The sequence below is a fragment of the Microbacterium sp. genome (assembly GCF_039812165.1).
In the GTDB taxonomy this organism is placed as follows: domain Bacteria; phylum Actinomycetota; class Actinomycetes; order Actinomycetales; family Microbacteriaceae; genus Microbacterium.
On record NZ_JBDIAB010000008.1, the window covers coordinates 22221 to 38620 of the forward strand.

A 16400-nucleotide genomic window follows, 5' to 3' on the forward strand; every position below is an offset into this window, starting at 1 on the left:
GGTCCGGAGCGTCGTTCCGGCCGCGCAGCGCTCTGCGCGAGGACTCCTCCACAACGCCGGATCTCGCCGGGCTCTCCACGGATCCGGTGCGAGAGCCCCGTCCGCGGCGTCCGCGTCGCGACGATGCTGCCATGGCAGACAAGGACATCCGGGGGCGAGCCGGTGAACTGCGCGCGGCGCGCTACCTGACGGCGCAGGGGTTCACCCTCCTCGACCGCAACTGGCGGTGCGCCGACGGCGAGATCGACATCGTTGCGGCGCGCGGCGAGGAGCTCGTCGTCGTGGAGGTGAAGACGCGGCGCACCGATCGCTACGGGCATCCGTTCGAGGCCGTCGACGCCCGCAAGCGCAAGCGGCTCTGGCGACTCGCGGGCGCGTGGGTGCTCGCGCATCCCGAGCTCGCGCGCGGGCATCGCGTGCGCCTCGACGTCGTCGGAGTGACCGGAGAGGACCCCGCGACGGCGGTCGTCGAGCATCTGGTCGACGTCCGATGACCGTCGCACGCACGTGGGCGGTCGCCCTCACGGGCCTGGTCGGCGACCTCGTCGAGGTCGAGGCCGATCTCTCCAGCCAGACGCCCGAGTTCCACGTCATCGGCCTCGCCGACAAGGCGATCGGCGAGGCGCATCGGCGCGTGCTCAACGCGTGCGCGAACAGCGACCTGCCGCTGCCGCGGCGACGCCTCACGGTCAACCTCTCCCCCGCCGCGCTCCCCAAGTCGGGCTCCGGCTTCGACCTGGCCATCGCCATCGCGTCGCTGGCGACCGAGCGGCAGCTGGATGCCGCGTCGCTGGCCGCCACGGTCCACCTCGGCGAGCTGGGCCTCGACGGCCGACTGCGACCGGTGCCGGGCGTGCTGCCGGCGGTGCTGGCCGCGGTGCGCGCCGGCTTCCGTCGCGTGGTCGTGCCGTACGCGAACCGCGCCGAGGCCGAGCTCGTCGCGGGCGTGCACGTGTGCGGCGCGATCGGCCTGCGCGACGTCGTCCGCCACCACGGGCTCGACGTCGAGGACGCGCGGCTGGAGCCGGTGCCCGCGCCGGCGGCGAAGGCAGCGCCCGGTTCGTCGGAGCCCCTCGAACTCGCCGACGTCGTCGGTCAGCGCGAGGCCGTCGAGGCGATGATCGTCGCGGCCGCGGGCGGCCACCACGTGCTCATGAGCGGGCCGCCCGGCGCGGGCAAGACGATGCTCGCCCAGCGGCTGCCCGGCATCCTGCCGCCGCTCGACGACGAGGCCGCCCTGCAGGTGGCGTCCATCCGGTCGCTCGCCGGCGACGCCGTGACCGCGCTCCCGCGCACGCCCCCGTTCGTGGCGCCGCACCACGGCGCGAGCCTCGCCGCGCTGGTCGGCGGCGGCAGCCGGCAGGTGCGTCCGGGGGCGATCGCGCGGGCCAGCGGCGGGGTGCTGTTCCTCGACGAGGCCGGCGAGTACGGCGCGCACACCCTCGACGCGCTGCGCCAGCCGCTCGAGGCGGGACGCATCCAGATCCACCGCGCGGGGTTCAGCGCCACGTTCCCGGCGCGGTTCCAGCTCGTGCTCGCGACCAACCCGTGCCCGTGCGGCTACTACGGGATCCGCGGCGGCACGTGCACGTGTCCGCCGATCGCGATCCGCCGCTATCTCGGCCGCCTGTCCGGCCCGCTCCTCGACCGCATCGACATCGAGCTCGCCGTGCAGCGGGTGTCGGTGGCCGAGCTGCAGGGCGCGGGGCCGTCACCGGTCGGCACCGCGCGGGCGAGCGCCCAGGTCGCCGAGGCGCGGGCGCGCGCCGCGCATAGGCTTCGCGAGACGCCGTGGCGCACGAACTCCGAGGTCTCCGGCACGTGGCTCCGGCAGGGACCGCTGGCGCCCGCTCCGGCGATCCGCCGTCCGCTCGACGCCGCGCTCCAGCGCGGGTCGCTGACGCTGCGCGGCTTCGATCGCGTGCTGCGCGTGGCCTGGAGCATCGCCGACCTCGAAGGGCGCGACCGGCTGGAGCTGGCCGATGTCGGCCGGGCGCTCGCGTTCAAACGGAGGGCGCTGGCATGACCGCGATCGACCTGTCGCCGCACACCGCGCGAGCCCGACTGGCGGGCCTCGTGCGGCGGTCGGCGTACGACGACGACCGTGGCGTGGTGGAGCACTACGCCCGCGCGGTGTGGTCGTGCCTGGTCGAGCCCGGCGACGCCGTCGCGGGTCGGCTCGTCGGCGCGCTGGGCGCGGCGGAGGCGCTCCGTGCGGCGCTCGACGACGGCCGCGCGGTCGACCCGGCCACGGACCTCTCCCGACAGCAGCTGGCGCAGGCGCGGGCGCGCTGGCGTCCGCGGGTCGGCGACGCCTCGCATCCGCTGCGGACGGCGCGGGAGGCGCGTGTGCGCCTCGTGACCCCGGACGACCCGGAGTGGCCCGACGCCCTGAACGACCTGGGCGATCACGCGCCGTTGTGCCTGTGGGTGCGCGGCGACCCGCGCCTGCTGCCGCGGGATCGGCCCGCGGTCGCCTTCGTCGGCGCCCGCGCCGCGACGGGGTACGGCGAGCACGTCGTCATGGACTGGGCGGCCGAGCTCGCCGCGTCGGGTGTGACGATCGTGTCGGGTGCCGCCTACGGCATCGACGGCATGGCCCATCGCGCCGCCCTGAACGCCGGCGGTGTGACCGTGGCCATGCTCGCCGGCGGCGTCGATCGCGCCTATCCGGCCGGTCACACCGAGCTGCTGGCCCGGATCGCCGCGCACGGCGTCGTGGCGAGCGAGGTGCCGTGCGGGTCGGCGCCGACGAAATGGCGCTTCCTGCAGCGCAACAGGAGCATATCCGCGCTCGCGCAGGCCACCGTGGTCGTCGAGGCCGGCTGGCGGAGCGGCTCGCTGAACACTGCCGGCCACGCGGCCGCGCTCGGCCGTCCGCTCGGTGCGGTGCCCGGCCCGATCACGAGCGGAGCCTCGGCCGGATGCCATCGGCTGCTCCGCGAGTTCGACGCGCGCTGCGTCACGTGCGTCGACGACGTCCGCGAGCTCCTCGGCCTCGCCGTCGACGGAGGAGCGATCGGCGAGGACGCCCTGGCCGGTCCTCGCACCGACGAGCGCACGCGCATCCTCGATGCGCTCAGCGCGCGCACCGCGCGCACGACCGACGACGTCGCCCGTCGTTGCGGCATGTCCACGTCGCAGGCCGAGGCGCTGCTGGGGCTCCTCATCCTCGACGGAACGGTCGAGCGCGGGCCGTCCGGCTGGCGACGGTCACCCCGTCGGTGACCACGTTCCCCGGACGTCTCAGGAGTCGAGCGAGAGCTCCTCCGGCAGGTGCAGGTCGCGACGCTGGAGCTCCTCGATGTTGACGTCCTTGAAGGTCAGCACGCGCACCGAGGTGACGAAGCGGTCGGCGCGGTAGATGTCCCACACCCACACGTCGTTCATCGTGAGCTCGAAGTAGAAGTCGTGCTCGGTGTCGCGGCGCACCACGCTGACCTCGTTGGCCAGGTAGAAGCGGCGCTCGGTCTCGATCACGTAGGTGAACTGCGAGACGACGTCCCGATACTCCTTGTAGAGAGCCAGCTCGAGTTCGCGGTCGTAGTCTTCGAAGACCTCGTCATCCATGATCGTTCCATCTTAGTTGGGTGGGTTCGCACGGGGTGTGCGGCCACCGGATCCGGGACGCGAGACGCACCGGCGGCAGGACGGCGCCGGGCCGGCCGCGCGGGCCCGACGACGGGGGTTAGAAGAGCGTGGGCGCGTCGGCGATCGCCCATGACGCGCGGTGGTGCGCGCTCAGACCGTGGGAGCGGATCGCGGCGCGGTGCGCGGGGCTCGCGTAGCCCTTGTTGCGCGCCCACTGGTACACCGGGTGGTCGTCGTGCAGGCGCGTCATGACGTCGTCGCGGGCGACCTTGGCGATGACGGATGCCGCGGCCGCGCTCGCGCAGTCGCGATCGGCCTTGATCACCGGACGCACCAGGAAGGCGCCGCCGGCGGGCGAGATGTAGTCGTAGTTGCCGTCGAGGATCACGATCGCCTCGTCGGGGATGACGCCGAACGCGCGCAGACCGGCGATGGCGCGCAGGGCGGCGCGGCCGAGCGCCAGCATGATGCCGACATCGTCGATCTCGGTCGACTCGGCCCAGCCGACCGCCGACGCCGACACCCACCGGGCGGCGCGGTCGGCGACGGCCGGACGATGGTGCTCCGCGACGAGCTTGGAGTCGCGCAGGCCCTCGGGCACGCGCTTGCGGGCACGGGGGGCGTCGATGACGGCGGCGCCGACGGCGACGGGCCCCGCGAGGGCGCCGCGGCCCACCTCGTCGCACGCGATCACGAGCGCGTGCTCGCGCAGGAGCCGGCGCTCCAGGGTCAGGCGAGGCACCGCGACGGTCATGGCGACACCGGATCGGGGACGCCGGCGAAGACCTCGTGGTGGAAGTCGATCAGCCCGAAGCGCGACAGCGGCCACGTGACGAGGAACGCGCGGCCCACGACGTTGTCGATCGGGACGAAGCCGCCGGACGGCTGCTCCATGTTGTAGCGCGAGTCGCGGGAGTGGTCGCGGTTGTCGCCGAGCACCCACAGCGAGCCCTCGGGCACCACGACGTCGTACGCGACCTCGTCCGGCGCGGACTGTCCGGGCTCGAGCGACAGATACGCGGTCTCGTCGATGGGCTGTCCGTTGACGCTCAGCTGACCGAGCGCGTTGCAGCACACGACGTGGTCGCCGGCGACGCCGACGATGCGCTTGATCAGGTGGTCCTTGCTGTCGGGGGCCGAGATGCCGACGAGCGACAGCACCCAGTCCAGGGCCTCCTCCAGCGGCGGACGTGCGGGCTGTGTGATGACCGGGAGCCAGCCGCCCGGATCGCGGAAGACCACGACGTCGCCGCGGTCATAGCCGCCGAAGCGCGGGGTCAGCTCGTCGACGAGGATGCGGTCGTTGATCTGCAGGGTCTGCTCCATCGACCCGGAGGGGATGTAGAACGACCGCACCAGGAAGGTCTTGACCAGGAGCGACAGCAGCACCGCGATGACGACGATCGCGACGACGTCGCGCACCAGCATCCAGAACCTGCGCCGGCGGGGACGCGGACCCGCGCCGTCCACGACGGGCGACGCCGACGTCTCGGAGGTCATACGCGTCCTTTGCTCGGCTCAGGTGAGGGGCTCGATGCGGCCGGGCCGTCCGGCCCGGGATCACCCGGCGCGACGAGACCGGTCCCCCGGCGCGCCACGAAAGGCGGCCGGTTCAAGGGTCGCACATCCCGCCGGGACCGCGCCCCCGCCTCGCGCACACGGCACGAGAACTCACGCGCGCGGCGCGGGATGAGACCCCGAAAACGCGGGATGCCCCGGAGCAGAGCTCCGAGGCATCCCGACGAGAAGCGTCAGCGCTTCTCCTTGATCTTGGCCTTCTTGCCGCGGAGGCTCCGCAGGTAGTAGAGCTTCGCGCGACGCACGTCGCCGCGCGTGACGACCTCGATGTGGTCGATGACGGGGCTGTGCACCGGGAAGGTGCGCTCCACGCCGACCTGGAAGCTGATCTTGCGGACGGTGAACGTCTCGCGCACGCCGTCGCCCGAGCGGCCGATGACGACGCCCTGGAAGATCTGGATGCGGGAGCGCGAGCCCTCCGTGATGTTGACGTGCACCTTGACGGTGTCGCCGGGGGCGAAGTCGGGGATGTCGTCGCGCAGCGAGGCGGCGTCGACGGAGTCGAGGATCTGCATGATCGTCACTTCCTGCGACCGCCACAGGTCGATCGCGAGAGGGTGTAAAGGGTTCAGGTCGTGCCCCGGCGTCCGCTGGGCGGCGCCGTGCTCCCCTGAGGCAGAGCCTGTGCGGGCACAAGCGTCCATTCTGCCACGGATGCCGATGACGGCCAAACCGCGGTGGCGCGTGTCACTCCGCGGGCGGCGTCGGCTTCTCGGAGATGACCACGACGTCCGGGATCCGGCTGCGACCCGGCGCGTCCGGCATCTCCGCCGCCGGCGGCCGGTAGGCGACGCCCCCGGAGGTGCGCAGGATCACGGCCGACGGCTTCGCCTCGCGGAACAGCTGCCACAGCGAGAGCCAGAAGAGGGCCAGGAAGGCGACGACCGCGGTGAGCAGCAGCGGCCAGAACGACTCCCGGCCGTAGAAGCCGGTGGCGATCGTCAGCGCGTGCCACACGGTGAAGCCGAGGATGTCCCACCACGAGACCGCGCGCGAGTGGCGCACGGTGCCGCGCGCGCGCACGAGGAAGGTCAGGACGAGCTGCCCGACGAACACCGCCGGCATCGCGACGAGCAGGACGCCGAGGAACGCCCAGCCTCCGGCGTGGAAGATCCCCCAGCCGACGAGGAGCCACAGCGGCAGCAGGAACGCCGCCGGCAGGAGCCAGACGAAGTACGCGCGACGCAGCCACATGAATGAGATGCTACGCCTGTCGGGCAAGATGGACTGCGACAGAAGGGAACCCGGATGATCGAGCTGCGCACTCCGGCCGAGATCGAGGCGATGCGACCGGCCGGCCGCTTCGTGGCGGAGGTGCTCGCCACGCTCCGGGACGAGACGCGGGTCGGCACCAATCTGCTCGCGATCGACCGGCGCGCGCACGAGCTCATCCGCCGCGCCGGCGCCCAGTCGTGCTACATCGACTACCATCCGTCGTTCGGCGCCAGCCCGTTCGGCAAGGTCATCTGCACGTCGGTCAACGACGCCGTCCTGCACGGCCTCCCCCACGACTACGCGCTGCGCGACGGGGACCTCGTCTCGCTCGACTTCGCGGTCTCGATCGACGGCTGGGTGGCCGACTCCGCCGTCTCGTTCGTCGTCGGCACGCCCCGCGACGAGGATCTCGCCCTCATGGACACGACGCGGCGCGCGCTCGACGCCGCGATCGACGCGGCGACGGTCGGGCACCGCATCGGAGACATCTCGCACGCGATCGCCACCGTCGCCCATGCCGGCGGCTACTCGATCAACACCGACTTCGGCGGACACGGCGTCGGACGCGTCATGCACGGCGATCCGCACGTGCCCAACGACGGCAAGCCCGGTCGCGGCTATCCGTTGCGCGAGGGGCTCGTGATCGCGCTCGAGCCCTGGTTCCTCGCGACGACCGACGAGCTGCGCACGGATGCCGACGGCTGGACGCTGCGCAGCGTCGACGGCTCGCGCGGCGCGCACTTCGAGCACACCGTCGCGATCACCGCGGACGGGCCGCTCGTGCTGACCGACCGCTCGTTCCTCGGCGTGGACTGAGCCCGTCTCGGCCCGATCGCGCCGCGAGCCGGCGACCTATGCGCCGTCGAGCGCGCCGACCGTGTGGATCCGCACGTTGTTGGTCGACCCGAAGTACCCCGGAGGGGCGCCGGCGATGACCACGACCCGGTCGCCGTCCTTCGCGAGCGCGTTCGCGCGCAAGGTCTCGTCGAGCACGACCATGAGCTCGTCGGTGCTGACCGCGCGGCGCACCTGATAGGGCTGCACGCCCCACAGGACGCTCAGCTGCGCGCGCGTGCGCACCGCGTCCGAGAACGCGAGGATCGGGATGCCGGGCCGCAGGCGCGACAGCCGGCGGGCGGAGTCGCCCGAGTGGCTGAACACGCACACGTACTTCGCTTCGACGAACTCGGCGATCTCGAGCGCGACGAGCGTGAGGGCGCCGCCCTGCGTGCGCGGCTTCGTCCCGAGGGGCGGGATGCGGTCCAGCCCGTGCTCCTCGGTCGACGCGATGATGCGCGCCATCGTCTCCACGACGGTCACCGGGTGGGCGCCGACGCTCGTCTCGCCGGAGAGCATCACGGCATCCGCCCCGTCGACGACCGCGTTGGCGACGTCGGAGGTCTCGGCGCGCGTCGGCACCGGGTTGACGATCATCGACTCGAGCATCTGGGTCGCCACGATCACGGGCTTCGCCCACCGGCGCGCGAGCTCGACCGCGCGCTTCTGCACGATCGGCACCGACTCCAGCGGCAGCTCGACGCCGAGGTCGCCGCGGGCGACCATGACGCCGTCGAAGGCGTCGATGATCTCCTGCAGGTGGTCCACCGCCTCGGGCTTCTCGATCTTGGCGATGATCGGCACCTGGCGGCCCTCCTCGGCCATGACCACGTGCACGCGGAGGGCGTCCTTGGGACTGCGCACGAACGAGAGCGCGATCATGTCGACGCCGAGGCGGAGCGCCCAGCGCAGGTCCTCCTCGTCCTTGTCGCTGAGCGCGGACGCGCGCAGGGCGACACCGGGCAGGTTGAGGCCCTTGCTGTCGGAGACGGGGCCGCCCACGACGACCTCGGTGCGCACGCGCACGCCGTCGGTCTCGACGACGGTCAGCCGCAGCTTGCCGTCGTCGATGAGGATCGTGTCGCCCGGCTTCACGTCGGCGGCGAGCTGCGGGAACGTCGTCCCCACGATCTCCTTGGTGCCCGGGACGTTCTCGGCGGTGATCGTGAACTCGTCGCCGGGCTCGAGCACGTGCGGGCCGTCGGCGAACTTGCCGAGGCGGATCTTCGGGCCCTGCAGGTCGGCGAGGATGCCGACGGGGCGCCCGGTGGCCTCGCTGGCCCTCCGCACGTACTCGAAGTTGCGCTCGTGGGTGGCGTGGTCGCCGTGGCTGAGGTTCAGCCGCGCGACGTCGAGCCCCGCGCGGACGAGCGACTCGACGGTCTCGTAGTCGGAGGTCGCGGGACCGAGGGTCGCGACGATCTTGGCACGACGCATGTGTGCTGCCCTTCCCGGGACCGCGCGTGTGCGACGGCACCCGCGCCCCAGTCTGCCATCGACGGCGGGCCGCTCGTGCGCTTTTTCCACCGAGTGCAGCAATCGTCTCCGGCGGGTTCGGCGATCGTCTCCGCGGAACGGCGAGAACCCGCGTCGCCCGAGCGTGCCGAGGCCGCGGGGCCGGGGACGCGTCAGTCCGCGAGCAGATCCGGACGGCGCTCGCGCGTGCGGGCGACCTGCTGGTCGTGGCGCCACTGCGCGACACGGCCGTGGTGTCCGCTCAGCAGCACCTCCGGCACGTCGCGGCCACGCCAGGTCGACGGCTTCGTGTACGACGGGTACTCCAGCAGCCCCTCCTCGTGCGACTCCTCGACGAGGCTCTCCGGATTGCCGACGACGCCCGGCACGAGCCGGCCGATCGCCTCGATCATCGCCATCGCGGCGACCTCGCCGCCGTTGAGCACATAGTCGCCGAGGCTGATGAGACGCACGTCGCCGAGCGTCTCGGCGTACGAGAAGACGCGCTCGTCGATGCCCTCGTAGCGTCCGCACCCGAACACGAGGTGCGGCGCCGTGGCGAGCTCGCGCGCCATCGCCTGGGTGAACGGCGTGCCGGCCGGCGAGGGGAACACGATGACGGGGCGGGATGCCGGGTCGCCGGGCGCGACGGCATCCGCCGCGATCGCGTCGAGCGCCTCGCCCCACGGCTCGGGCTTCATGACCATGCCGGCGCCGCCGCCGTAGGGGGTGTCGTCCACGGTGCGGTGGCGATCATGGGTGTGATCGCGCAGGTCGTGCACCCGGATGTCGAGCAGCCCGGCGTTGCGCGCCCTGCCGAGCAGCGAGACCTCCAGGACGTCGAAGAATCCGGGGAAGATCGTGACGACGTCGATGCGCACGTCAGTCCGTCTCGGTGCCGTCTTCGGCCGCGTCCGCCTGCTCGGCGTGCTCCGCGGGCTCGTCGCCGCGGCCCTCGGGCTCGTCGGCGTCGGCGGGAAGCTCCTCGAACAGCCCCTCGGGCGGGGTCACGACCACGTGCCGCGCGGCGATGTCGACCTCGGGCACGATCGCCTTCACGAACGGCACCAGGATCTCGCGGTCCTCGTCGCCGAGCGGGCGCACGATCAGCAGGTCCTGCGCGGGCAGGTGGTCGACGCGCACGACGCGCCCGACCGTCTCGCCGTCGCGCACGACGTCCAGCCCCACGAGCTGGTGGTCGTACCAGGCGTCGTCCTCGGCCGGGGACTCGACGGCGTCCTGGTCGATCCACAGGATCGCGCGCACGATCGTCTCGGCGGCGGTGCGATCGTCGACGCCCTCGAGGAAGACGACCGGATGCGAGTTCATCCAGCGGAACTCGCGCACGGTCGCGGTCTTGCCGTGCCAGGGCGAGGACTCCGGCACCTGCAGCGCGAACACGGCGCCCGGCACGAAGCGCTGGTCGGGCTCATCGGTGTAGAGCTCCAGCTTGAGGGCGCCCTTGAGCCCGTGCGCCTTGACGAGACGGCCGACGCGCAACTGGGTGCGAGCCGGCTTGGCAGTGCCCACGTCAGTCGTCCGCGACGTCGACGCGGACCCGCCGGCCGTCGGCGAGCGCCGCCACGACCGTGCGCAGCGCTTTCGCCGTGCGGCCGCCGCGCCCGATCACGCGTCCCCGGTCGTCGGGGTGCACGCGGACCTCCAGGACGTCGCCGCGCGGCGACGTCGCGGAACGGATCGTGACGTCCTCGGGGTGATCGACGATCCCCTTGACGACGTACTCGAGCGCGGTGGCCAGCAACGGACTACTCTGCCTCGGTCGCGTCGGCCGACTCATCGACCGGCTGCTCGGCGGGCTTGCGCTCCTCGCGCGGCTTGACGACCGACGACTTCGAGGCGTCGACGGCGAACTCGGCCTTGGCCTCGGCGGTGCGGACCGTCGAGACGGCGTCCTTGTCGCCCTTGAAGCGGCCCCAGTCGCCGGTCAGCTTGAGGATGGCGGCGACCTGCTCGGTCGGCTGCGCGCCCACGCCCAGCCAGTACTGCGCGCGCTCCGAGTCGACCTCGATGAACGAGGGCTCCTCGGTCGGGTGGTACTTGCCGATCTCCTCGATGACGCGACCGTCGCGCTTGGTGCGCGAGTCGGCGACGACGATGCGGTAGTACGGCGCACGGATCTTGCCGAGGCGCTTCAGACGGATCTTGACAGCCACAATTCTCCTGAGTGGTGTTGTGAGGTGATGAACGTCGCCTGGAGCGTGGGGTGCACACCCGGCGGAAGCTCTGAGTCGGACGCGGCGACCGGATAGAGGGTCGGGTCGGCGGTCCAACCGTCTATTTTGCCAGATGGCGGCGGATGCCGCGAACCATCGCCTCCGGAGTGTCGGACGCCGCGTGACGGCGGACGTCCTCTCCTCCTGCTCGCGGGCCGTCCGGCGTGGCAGGATGGCGCGCAGGCACAGCGAACCCGGAAGGCACATGGATGGTCGACTTCGCGGCATCCCCCCGTTCATCGGTGGGACTGGAGTGGGAGCTCATGCTCGCCGACGGCGAGAGCGGCGACCTCGTGCCGCGCGCGCCGGAGGTGGTCTCGGCCCTCGAGGAGGAGACCGCGGACGCGCGCTTCACCGTCACCGGCGAGCTGCTGACCAACACGGTGGAGGTCACCAGCGGGGTCGGCAGCACCATCGCGCTGGCCGTCGACGACATCGTCGACGCGATCGGCGCCGTGCGCACCGTCACCGACCCGCTCGAGATCGAGCTGCTGTGCGCCGGGAGCCACCCGTTCGCGCAGTGGTACGACCAGAAGGTCACCGACAAGACCCGGTACCACCACCTCATCGAGCGCACCCAGTGGTGGGGGCGCAACATGATGATCTGGGGCATCCACGTGCACGTCGGCGTCGAGGACGTCCGCAAGGTGTTCCCGATCATCGGCGCGCTGTCGGTCTATCTGCCGCATCTGCAGGCCCTGTCGGCGTCGAGCCCGTTCTGGGCCGGCGAGCGCACCGGCTACGCCTCGAACCGCGCGCTCGTCTTCCAGCAGCTGCCGACGGCGGGCCTGCCCTGGCCGCTCGAGAACTGGGCGCAGTTCGACGCCTACCTCGACGACATGATCGGCACCGGCGTGATGGCCGACGCCACCGAGGTGCGCTGGGACATCCGCCCGGCCCCCCGCTGGGGCACGATCGAGGTGCGCGCGTGCGACGGCATGTCCACCCTTCCCGAGCTCGCCGCGGTCGCCGCGCTCGTGCAGGTGCTCGTGGAGCACTTCTCGCGCGAGCTCGACGAGGGGCGGGACCTCCCGACGATCCAGCCGTGGTTCGTGCGCGAGAACAAGTGGCGCGCGGCCCGGTACGGTCTCGATGCCGAGGTCATCGTCGACAGCCGCGGCACGCAGCGGCCCGTCGTCGACCACCTGCGCGAGACCATGGCGCGGCTGGCGCCGATCGCCGCCGATCTGCACTGCCCGCGCGAGTTCGCCGGACTCGAGGCCATCCTGTCGGAGGGCAACAGCTCGACCCGTCAGCTGCGCGTCGCCGAGTCGGCCGACGGCGACCTGCGCGAGGTCGTGCACCACCTGATCCGCGAGTTCCGCGCGGGCCCCACGCTCCGCGACCACCTCGCCAGCCTCGACCGCTGAGCAGCGGCCCCGGCATCCGCCGCCTTCGCGTGCATGCTCACGTTGGTCAGATCAGGAGATCTGACCAGAACAGGATGATCGGCGCCGCCTCTTCCTGCGTCCGCCAGATCTCCTGATCTCGTTCAGGCGAGCGCGCAGCGCGCGGGCAGCGCGCGGGCGAGCGGTGGATGCCGCGGGTCAGCCCTTGCCGAAGAGCTTCTGGATCTCGGCGAGCTCGGCCTCGCTCGGCTTCGGCGCGCCGGCGCCCAGGCCGAAGCCCGACCCGGTCGGCGCCTCGGCCGCCTGCGCCGTGATGCCGGCGTTCTCGGCCGCGCGCTTGGCCGGGTTGCCCGACCGCGAGCCCGAGCGCGCCTTCTGCTGCTTGCCGCGCTTGCTCGACGCGCCCGGACGGCCCATCGAGCCCATGCCGGGCACGTTCGGCACTCCGCCGCGCGCCACGGTCTTCATCATCTTCGCGGCCTGCTCGAAGCGCTGCACGAGCTGGTTGACGTCGGTCACGGTCATGCCCGAGCCGCGCGCGATGCGCAGGCGGCGCGAGCCGTTCAGGAGCTTGGTGTTGCGCCGCTCGGCGGGGGTCATCGAGCGGATGATCGCCTCGGTGCGATCGATCTCGCGCTCGTCGAAGTTCTCCAGCTGCTGCTTCATCTGGCCCATGCCCGGGAGCATCCCGAGCATCTTCTTCATCGAGCCCATCTTGCGCATCTGCTGCATCTGCTCGAGGAAGTCCTCGAGCGTGAACTGCTCCTTGGCGAGCTTCTCGGCGACCTTGAGCGCCTCCTCCTCGTCGAAGGCGGCCTGGGCCTGCTCGATGAGGGTGAGGACGTCGCCGAGGTCGAGGATGCGCGACGCCATGCGGTCGGGGTGGAACGGCTCGAGGTCGTCGAGGGTCTCGCCCGTCGACGCGTAGATGATCGGGCGCCCGGTGACCGACGCCACCGACAGCGCCGCGCCGCCGCGCGCGTCGCCGTCGAGCTTCGACAGCACGACGCCGGTGAAGTCGACGCCCTCCTGGAACGCCTTGGCCGTGTTGACGGCATCCTGTCCGATCATCGCGTCGATGACGAACAGCACCTCGTCGGGGTCCGTGGCGCGACGGATGTTCGCGGCCTGCCGCATGAGCTCGGCGTCGACGCCGAGGCGGCCCGCGGTGTCGATGATGACGATGTCGTGCTGCTGGCGGCGTGCGACCTCGACGCCGTCGCGCGCGACGCGCACGGGGTCGCCCACGCCGTTGCCCGGCTCGGGGGCGTAGACCGCGGCGCCGGCCTGCTGCGCGACGACCTGGAGCTGGTTCACCGCGTTGGGGCGCTGCAGGTCGGCGGCCACGAGGAGCGGCGTGTGGCCCTCCTTCTCGAGCTGCTTGGCGAGCTTGCCCGCGAACGTCGTCTTGCCCGAGCCCTGCAGGCCCGCGAGCATGATCACGGTCGGCGGGGTCTTCGCGAACTGCAGGCGGCGCTGCTCGCCGCCGAGGATCGCGATGAGCTCCTCGTTGACGATCTGCACGACCTGCTGCGCGGGGTTGAGCGCCCGGTTCACCTCGTCGCCGAGGGCGCGCTCGCGCACCTTCGAGGTGAACTCCTTGACGACGACGAGCGCGACGTCGGCGTCGAGCAGGGCCCGTCGGATCTCGCGCACCGTGCCGTCGACGTCGGCGGGCGTCAGCCGGCCCTTCGTGCGGAGGTTGCGGAAGGTCTCGGTGAGCCGATCGGAGAGGGTGCCGAAGGTAGCCATGATGGGTCGAGTTTACGCGAGCGGATGCCTCGACCCGGTGCGCCCGTCACGGTTCGGTCAGCACCTCGACACCGCCGCGCGTGCGCGCCGCGCCGGTGGTGCGCTCAGGCGGGCCCGAGCGCCTGGTCGAGGGCCTCGTCGACCAGCGCGCTCAAGGCGGCGCGGCCGGCCCCGGCATCCGCCCACTGCCACACCGCCGCGAGCACCGCGCCGGCCGCCGCGGCCCCGACCACCTCGGCGCGCAGTCGCGTCGTGCCCTCGCGCGACCGTTCCGCGACGGCGCGGGCGAGCTGCGCCTGCCGGATCGCGCGCTCGCGCTCGAGCTCGTCGCCGACGCCCATGACGTCGGCGTTCGCGATCGCGAGGGCGAGGCTGTCGGGAGTGAGCCCGGCGGTGATGCCGGCGAGGATCTCGCGCACGGGGGCGCCCGGCCGGGCCAGTGAGCGCGCGGCGGCCTCGAGCCGCTCGTCGAGCGCGGCCCACAGGATGTCGCTCTTGGAGGCGAAGTAGTTGAAGAAGCTCGACCGGCTCACCCCGGCGCGCGTCGTGATGTCGGCGACCGTCGTCGCCTCGAAGCTGCGCTCGAGGAACAGCTCGCACGCCGCCTCGGCGAGCACCTCCCGCGAGGAGGCGCGCGGGCGTCCGCTCTGACCTGCCGCCATGCCCCCCAGCGTACGACGCCGCCGCGCTGCGCCGCAGGTCGCGGCGGTGGGCGTATTGTTGGACGCGGTCCAACTTCGCAGCCGCTACCCGTGGAGGAGCCGCATGCTCGACGTGCAGATCGTGGGGCTCGCGCCCGACTACATCCCCTACCTCGACGGGTGGGCGCTCCAGCGCCGCATCCACGCCGAGGTCGTCGCCGGCGACCGCCCCGACACCCTGCTGCTGCTGGAGCACGAGCCCGTCTACACGGCCGGCGCACGCACGGCGCGCCACGAGCGCCCGGTCGACGGCACGCCGGTGGTCGACGTCGACCGCGGCGGCAAGATCACGTGGCACGGCCCGGGTCAGCTCGTCGGCTACCCCATCGTGCGCCTCCCCGACCCGATCGACGTCGTCGCCCACGTGCGCCGCATCGAGGAGCTCCTCATCGAGGTGCTCGACGCCTACGACGTGGTCGGGCACCGCGTCGACGGACGCAGCGGCGTGTGGGTGCGCCGGCCGCTGTCCGAGGACAAGGTCGCGGCGATCGGCGTGCGCGTCCAGCGCGGCGTCACGATGCACGGCTTCGCGCTCAACTGCGACAACTCGCTCGCGCCGTTCGGCGAGATCGTGCCGTGCGGCATCTCGGACGCCGGGGTCACGACCCTGAGCGAGGTCGTGGGCGCCGACGTCTCGCCCGCCGACGTGCTCGACACGGTGGCATCCGTCTTCTCCGACGCGTATGCGACGGTGCTGCGATGAGCGCGTGCGGGAGCGGGGCCGCCGCGGGCGGCAACACGGTGCCGGAGGGACGCAAGCTGCTGCGCCTGGAGGTGCGCAACGCGCAGACCCCGATCGAGCGCAAGCCGGAGTGGATCAAGACGAAGGCGAAGATGGGGCCCGAGTACCAGGCCCTGCAGTCGCTCGTGAAGGGCGAGGGCCTGCACACCGTGTGCCAGGAGGCCGGCTGCCCCAACATCTACGAGTGCTGGGAGGACCGCGAGGCCACGTTCCTCATCGGCGGCTCGCAGTGCACGAGGCGCTGCGACTTCTGCCAGATCGACACCGGCAAGCCGGCCGAATACGACACCGACGAGCCGCGCCGCGTCGCCGAGAGCGTGCAGCGGATGCAGCTGCGCTACGCGACCGTCACGTGCGTGGCCCGCGACGACCTGCCCGACGGGGGCTCGTGGCTCAACGCCGAGACCGTGCGGCAGATCCACGCGGTCAACCCGGGCACGGGCGTGGAGCTCCTCGCGACCGACTTCAACGGCCGGCCCGACCTGCTCGGCGAGGTCTTCGACGCGCGCCCCGAGGTCTTCGCCCACAACGTCGAGACGGTGCCGCGCATCTTCAAGCGGATCCGTCCGGCGTTCCGCTACGAGCGCTCGCTCGACGTGCTGACGCAGGCCCGCGCCGCCGGCCTGATCACGAAGTCCAACCTCATCCTCGGCATGGGCGAGGAGCCCGAGGAGGTCGTGCAGGCGCTCCAGGACCTGCACGACGCGGGCACCGACATCGTCACCATCACCCAGTACCTGCGTCCCACGCCGCGGCACCTGCCGGTGGCGCGCTGGGTCAAGCCGCAGGAGTTCATGGAGTTCAAGGAGGAGGCCGAGCGCATCGGCTTCCTCGGCGTGCTGGCCGGTCCCCTGGTGCGCTCGTCGTACCGCGCGGGGCGCCTGTGGGCGCAGTCGATGGTCTCGAAGGGCCGTCGGATCCCCGACGAGCTCGGCCACCTCGCCGA

At 72.3% G+C, this 16400-nt stretch carries 19 protein-coding genes; 7 read left to right on the plus strand and 12 right to left on the minus strand.

Annotation, left to right across the window (positions count from 1 at the left end):
• The first annotated feature begins 131 nt into the window (after window positions 1–131).
• Genes WML84_RS01760 through dprA form a run of 3 tightly spaced genes read left to right on the plus strand, consistent with a single transcriptional unit; the run spans window position 132 to window position 3228 of the window.
• Entirely contained in the window at window positions 132–494 is a 363-nt protein-coding gene (locus tag WML84_RS01760; protein WP_347344441.1) for a YraN family protein, read from the plus strand.
• Window positions 491–2026, plus strand: a complete 1536-nt coding sequence (locus WML84_RS01765) for a YifB family Mg chelatase-like AAA ATPase (protein WP_347344442.1) — start codon at window positions 491–493, stop codon at window positions 2024–2026. The genes WML84_RS01760 and WML84_RS01765 overlap by 4 nt, the downstream gene beginning before the upstream one ends.
• Complete coding sequence (dprA, locus tag WML84_RS01770; RefSeq protein WP_347344443.1) at window positions 2023–3228, plus strand: DNA-processing protein DprA; 1206 nt, start codon at window positions 2023–2025, stop codon at window positions 3226–3228. The genes WML84_RS01765 and dprA overlap by 4 nt, the downstream gene beginning before the upstream one ends.
• A gap of 18 nt (window positions 3229–3246) precedes the next feature.
• On the opposite strand, the gene WML84_RS01775 is transcribed toward dprA, so the two are convergent.
• The 5 genes from WML84_RS01775 to WML84_RS01795 form a co-directional block, all read right to left on the minus strand.
• Complete coding sequence (locus WML84_RS01775) at window positions 3247–3570, minus strand: DUF2469 family protein (protein WP_347344444.1); 324 nt, start codon at window positions 3568–3570, stop codon at window positions 3247–3249.
• A 118-nt stretch (window positions 3571–3688) separates the two neighbouring features.
• Window positions 3689–4345 carry a ribonuclease HII gene (locus WML84_RS01780; RefSeq protein ID WP_347344445.1) on the minus strand — a complete coding sequence of 219 codons (657 nt, stop codon included), beginning with the start codon at window positions 4343–4345 and terminating at the stop codon, window positions 3689–3691.
• The gene (gene lepB, locus WML84_RS01785) at window positions 4342–5091 is read right to left on the minus strand and encodes a signal peptidase I (RefSeq protein ID WP_347344446.1); all 750 of its coding nucleotides are present in this window, start codon (window positions 5089–5091) and stop codon (window positions 4342–4344) included. The genes WML84_RS01780 and lepB overlap by 4 nt, the downstream gene beginning before the upstream one ends.
• Window positions 5092–5342: 251 nt before the next feature.
• A complete protein-coding gene (gene rplS / locus WML84_RS01790) occupies window positions 5343–5684 on the minus strand; it encodes a 50S ribosomal protein L19 (RefSeq protein WP_347344447.1) in 342 nt (113 codons plus the stop codon).
• 172 nt (window positions 5685–5856) lie between these two features.
• On the minus strand, window positions 5857–6363 hold the full coding sequence (locus WML84_RS01795; RefSeq protein WP_347344448.1) for an MFS transporter permease: 507 nt from the start codon (window positions 6361–6363) through the stop codon (window positions 5857–5859).
• Window positions 6364–6417: 54 nt separating this feature from the next.
• On the opposite strand from WML84_RS01795, the gene map reads away from it, so the two are divergent.
• The gene (gene map, locus WML84_RS01800; protein ID WP_347344449.1) at window positions 6418–7200 is read left to right on the plus strand and encodes a type I methionyl aminopeptidase; all 783 of its coding nucleotides are present in this window, start codon (window positions 6418–6420) and stop codon (window positions 7198–7200) included.
• Between the two features lie 36 nt (window positions 7201–7236).
• Here the strand turns inward: map and pyk are convergent, their stop codons facing one another.
• The 5 genes from pyk to rpsP all read right to left on the minus strand — a co-directional run bounded on the left by pyk (window position 7237) and on the right by rpsP (window position 10850).
• Window positions 7237–8658, minus strand: coding sequence for a pyruvate kinase (gene pyk / locus WML84_RS01805; protein ID WP_347344450.1), 1422 nt, complete (start codon window positions 8656–8658; stop codon window positions 7237–7239).
• Window positions 8659–8849: 191 nt separating this feature from the next.
• Window positions 8850–9557, minus strand: a complete 708-nt coding sequence (gene trmD / locus WML84_RS01810; RefSeq protein ID WP_347344451.1) for a tRNA (guanosine(37)-N1)-methyltransferase TrmD — start codon at window positions 9555–9557, stop codon at window positions 8850–8852.
• Between the two features lies 1 nt (window position 9558).
• Window positions 9559–10206, minus strand: a complete 648-nt coding sequence (gene rimM, locus WML84_RS01815) for a ribosome maturation factor RimM (protein WP_347344452.1) — start codon at window positions 10204–10206, stop codon at window positions 9559–9561.
• Between the two features lies 1 nt (window position 10207).
• A complete protein-coding gene (locus WML84_RS01820) occupies window positions 10208–10438 on the minus strand; it encodes an RNA-binding protein (protein ID WP_347344453.1) in 231 nt (76 codons plus the stop codon).
• Window positions 10439–10442: 4 nt separating this feature from the next.
• A complete protein-coding gene (gene rpsP / locus WML84_RS01825; protein ID WP_347344454.1) occupies window positions 10443–10850 on the minus strand; it encodes a 30S ribosomal protein S16 in 408 nt (135 codons plus the stop codon).
• 269 nt (window positions 10851–11119) lie between these two features.
• Between rpsP and WML84_RS01830 the strand changes: the two genes are divergently transcribed.
• Entirely contained in the window at window positions 11120–12280 is a 1161-nt protein-coding gene (locus tag WML84_RS01830; protein WP_347344455.1) for a glutamate--cysteine ligase, read from the plus strand.
• Between the two features lie 177 nt (window positions 12281–12457).
• Here the strand turns inward: WML84_RS01830 and ffh are convergent, their stop codons facing one another.
• Complete coding sequence (gene ffh / locus WML84_RS01835) at window positions 12458–14011, minus strand: signal recognition particle protein (RefSeq protein WP_347344456.1); 1554 nt, start codon at window positions 14009–14011, stop codon at window positions 12458–12460.
• A gap of 104 nt (window positions 14012–14115) precedes the next feature.
• A complete protein-coding gene (locus tag WML84_RS01840) occupies window positions 14116–14673 on the minus strand; it encodes a helix-turn-helix domain-containing protein (protein WP_347344457.1) in 558 nt (185 codons plus the stop codon).
• Window positions 14674–14776: 103 nt separating this feature from the next.
• Between WML84_RS01840 and lipB the strand changes: the two genes are divergently transcribed.
• Both lipB and lipA read left to right on the plus strand, forming a co-directional pair.
• Complete coding sequence (gene lipB, locus WML84_RS01845) at window positions 14777–15415, plus strand: lipoyl(octanoyl) transferase LipB (RefSeq protein ID WP_347344458.1); 639 nt, start codon at window positions 14777–14779, stop codon at window positions 15413–15415.
• Window positions 15412–16400: lipoyl synthase (gene lipA / locus WML84_RS01850; protein ID WP_347344459.1), on the plus strand; the 989-nt coding region annotated here is incomplete at its 3' end. The genes lipB and lipA, both read left to right, overlap by 4 nt.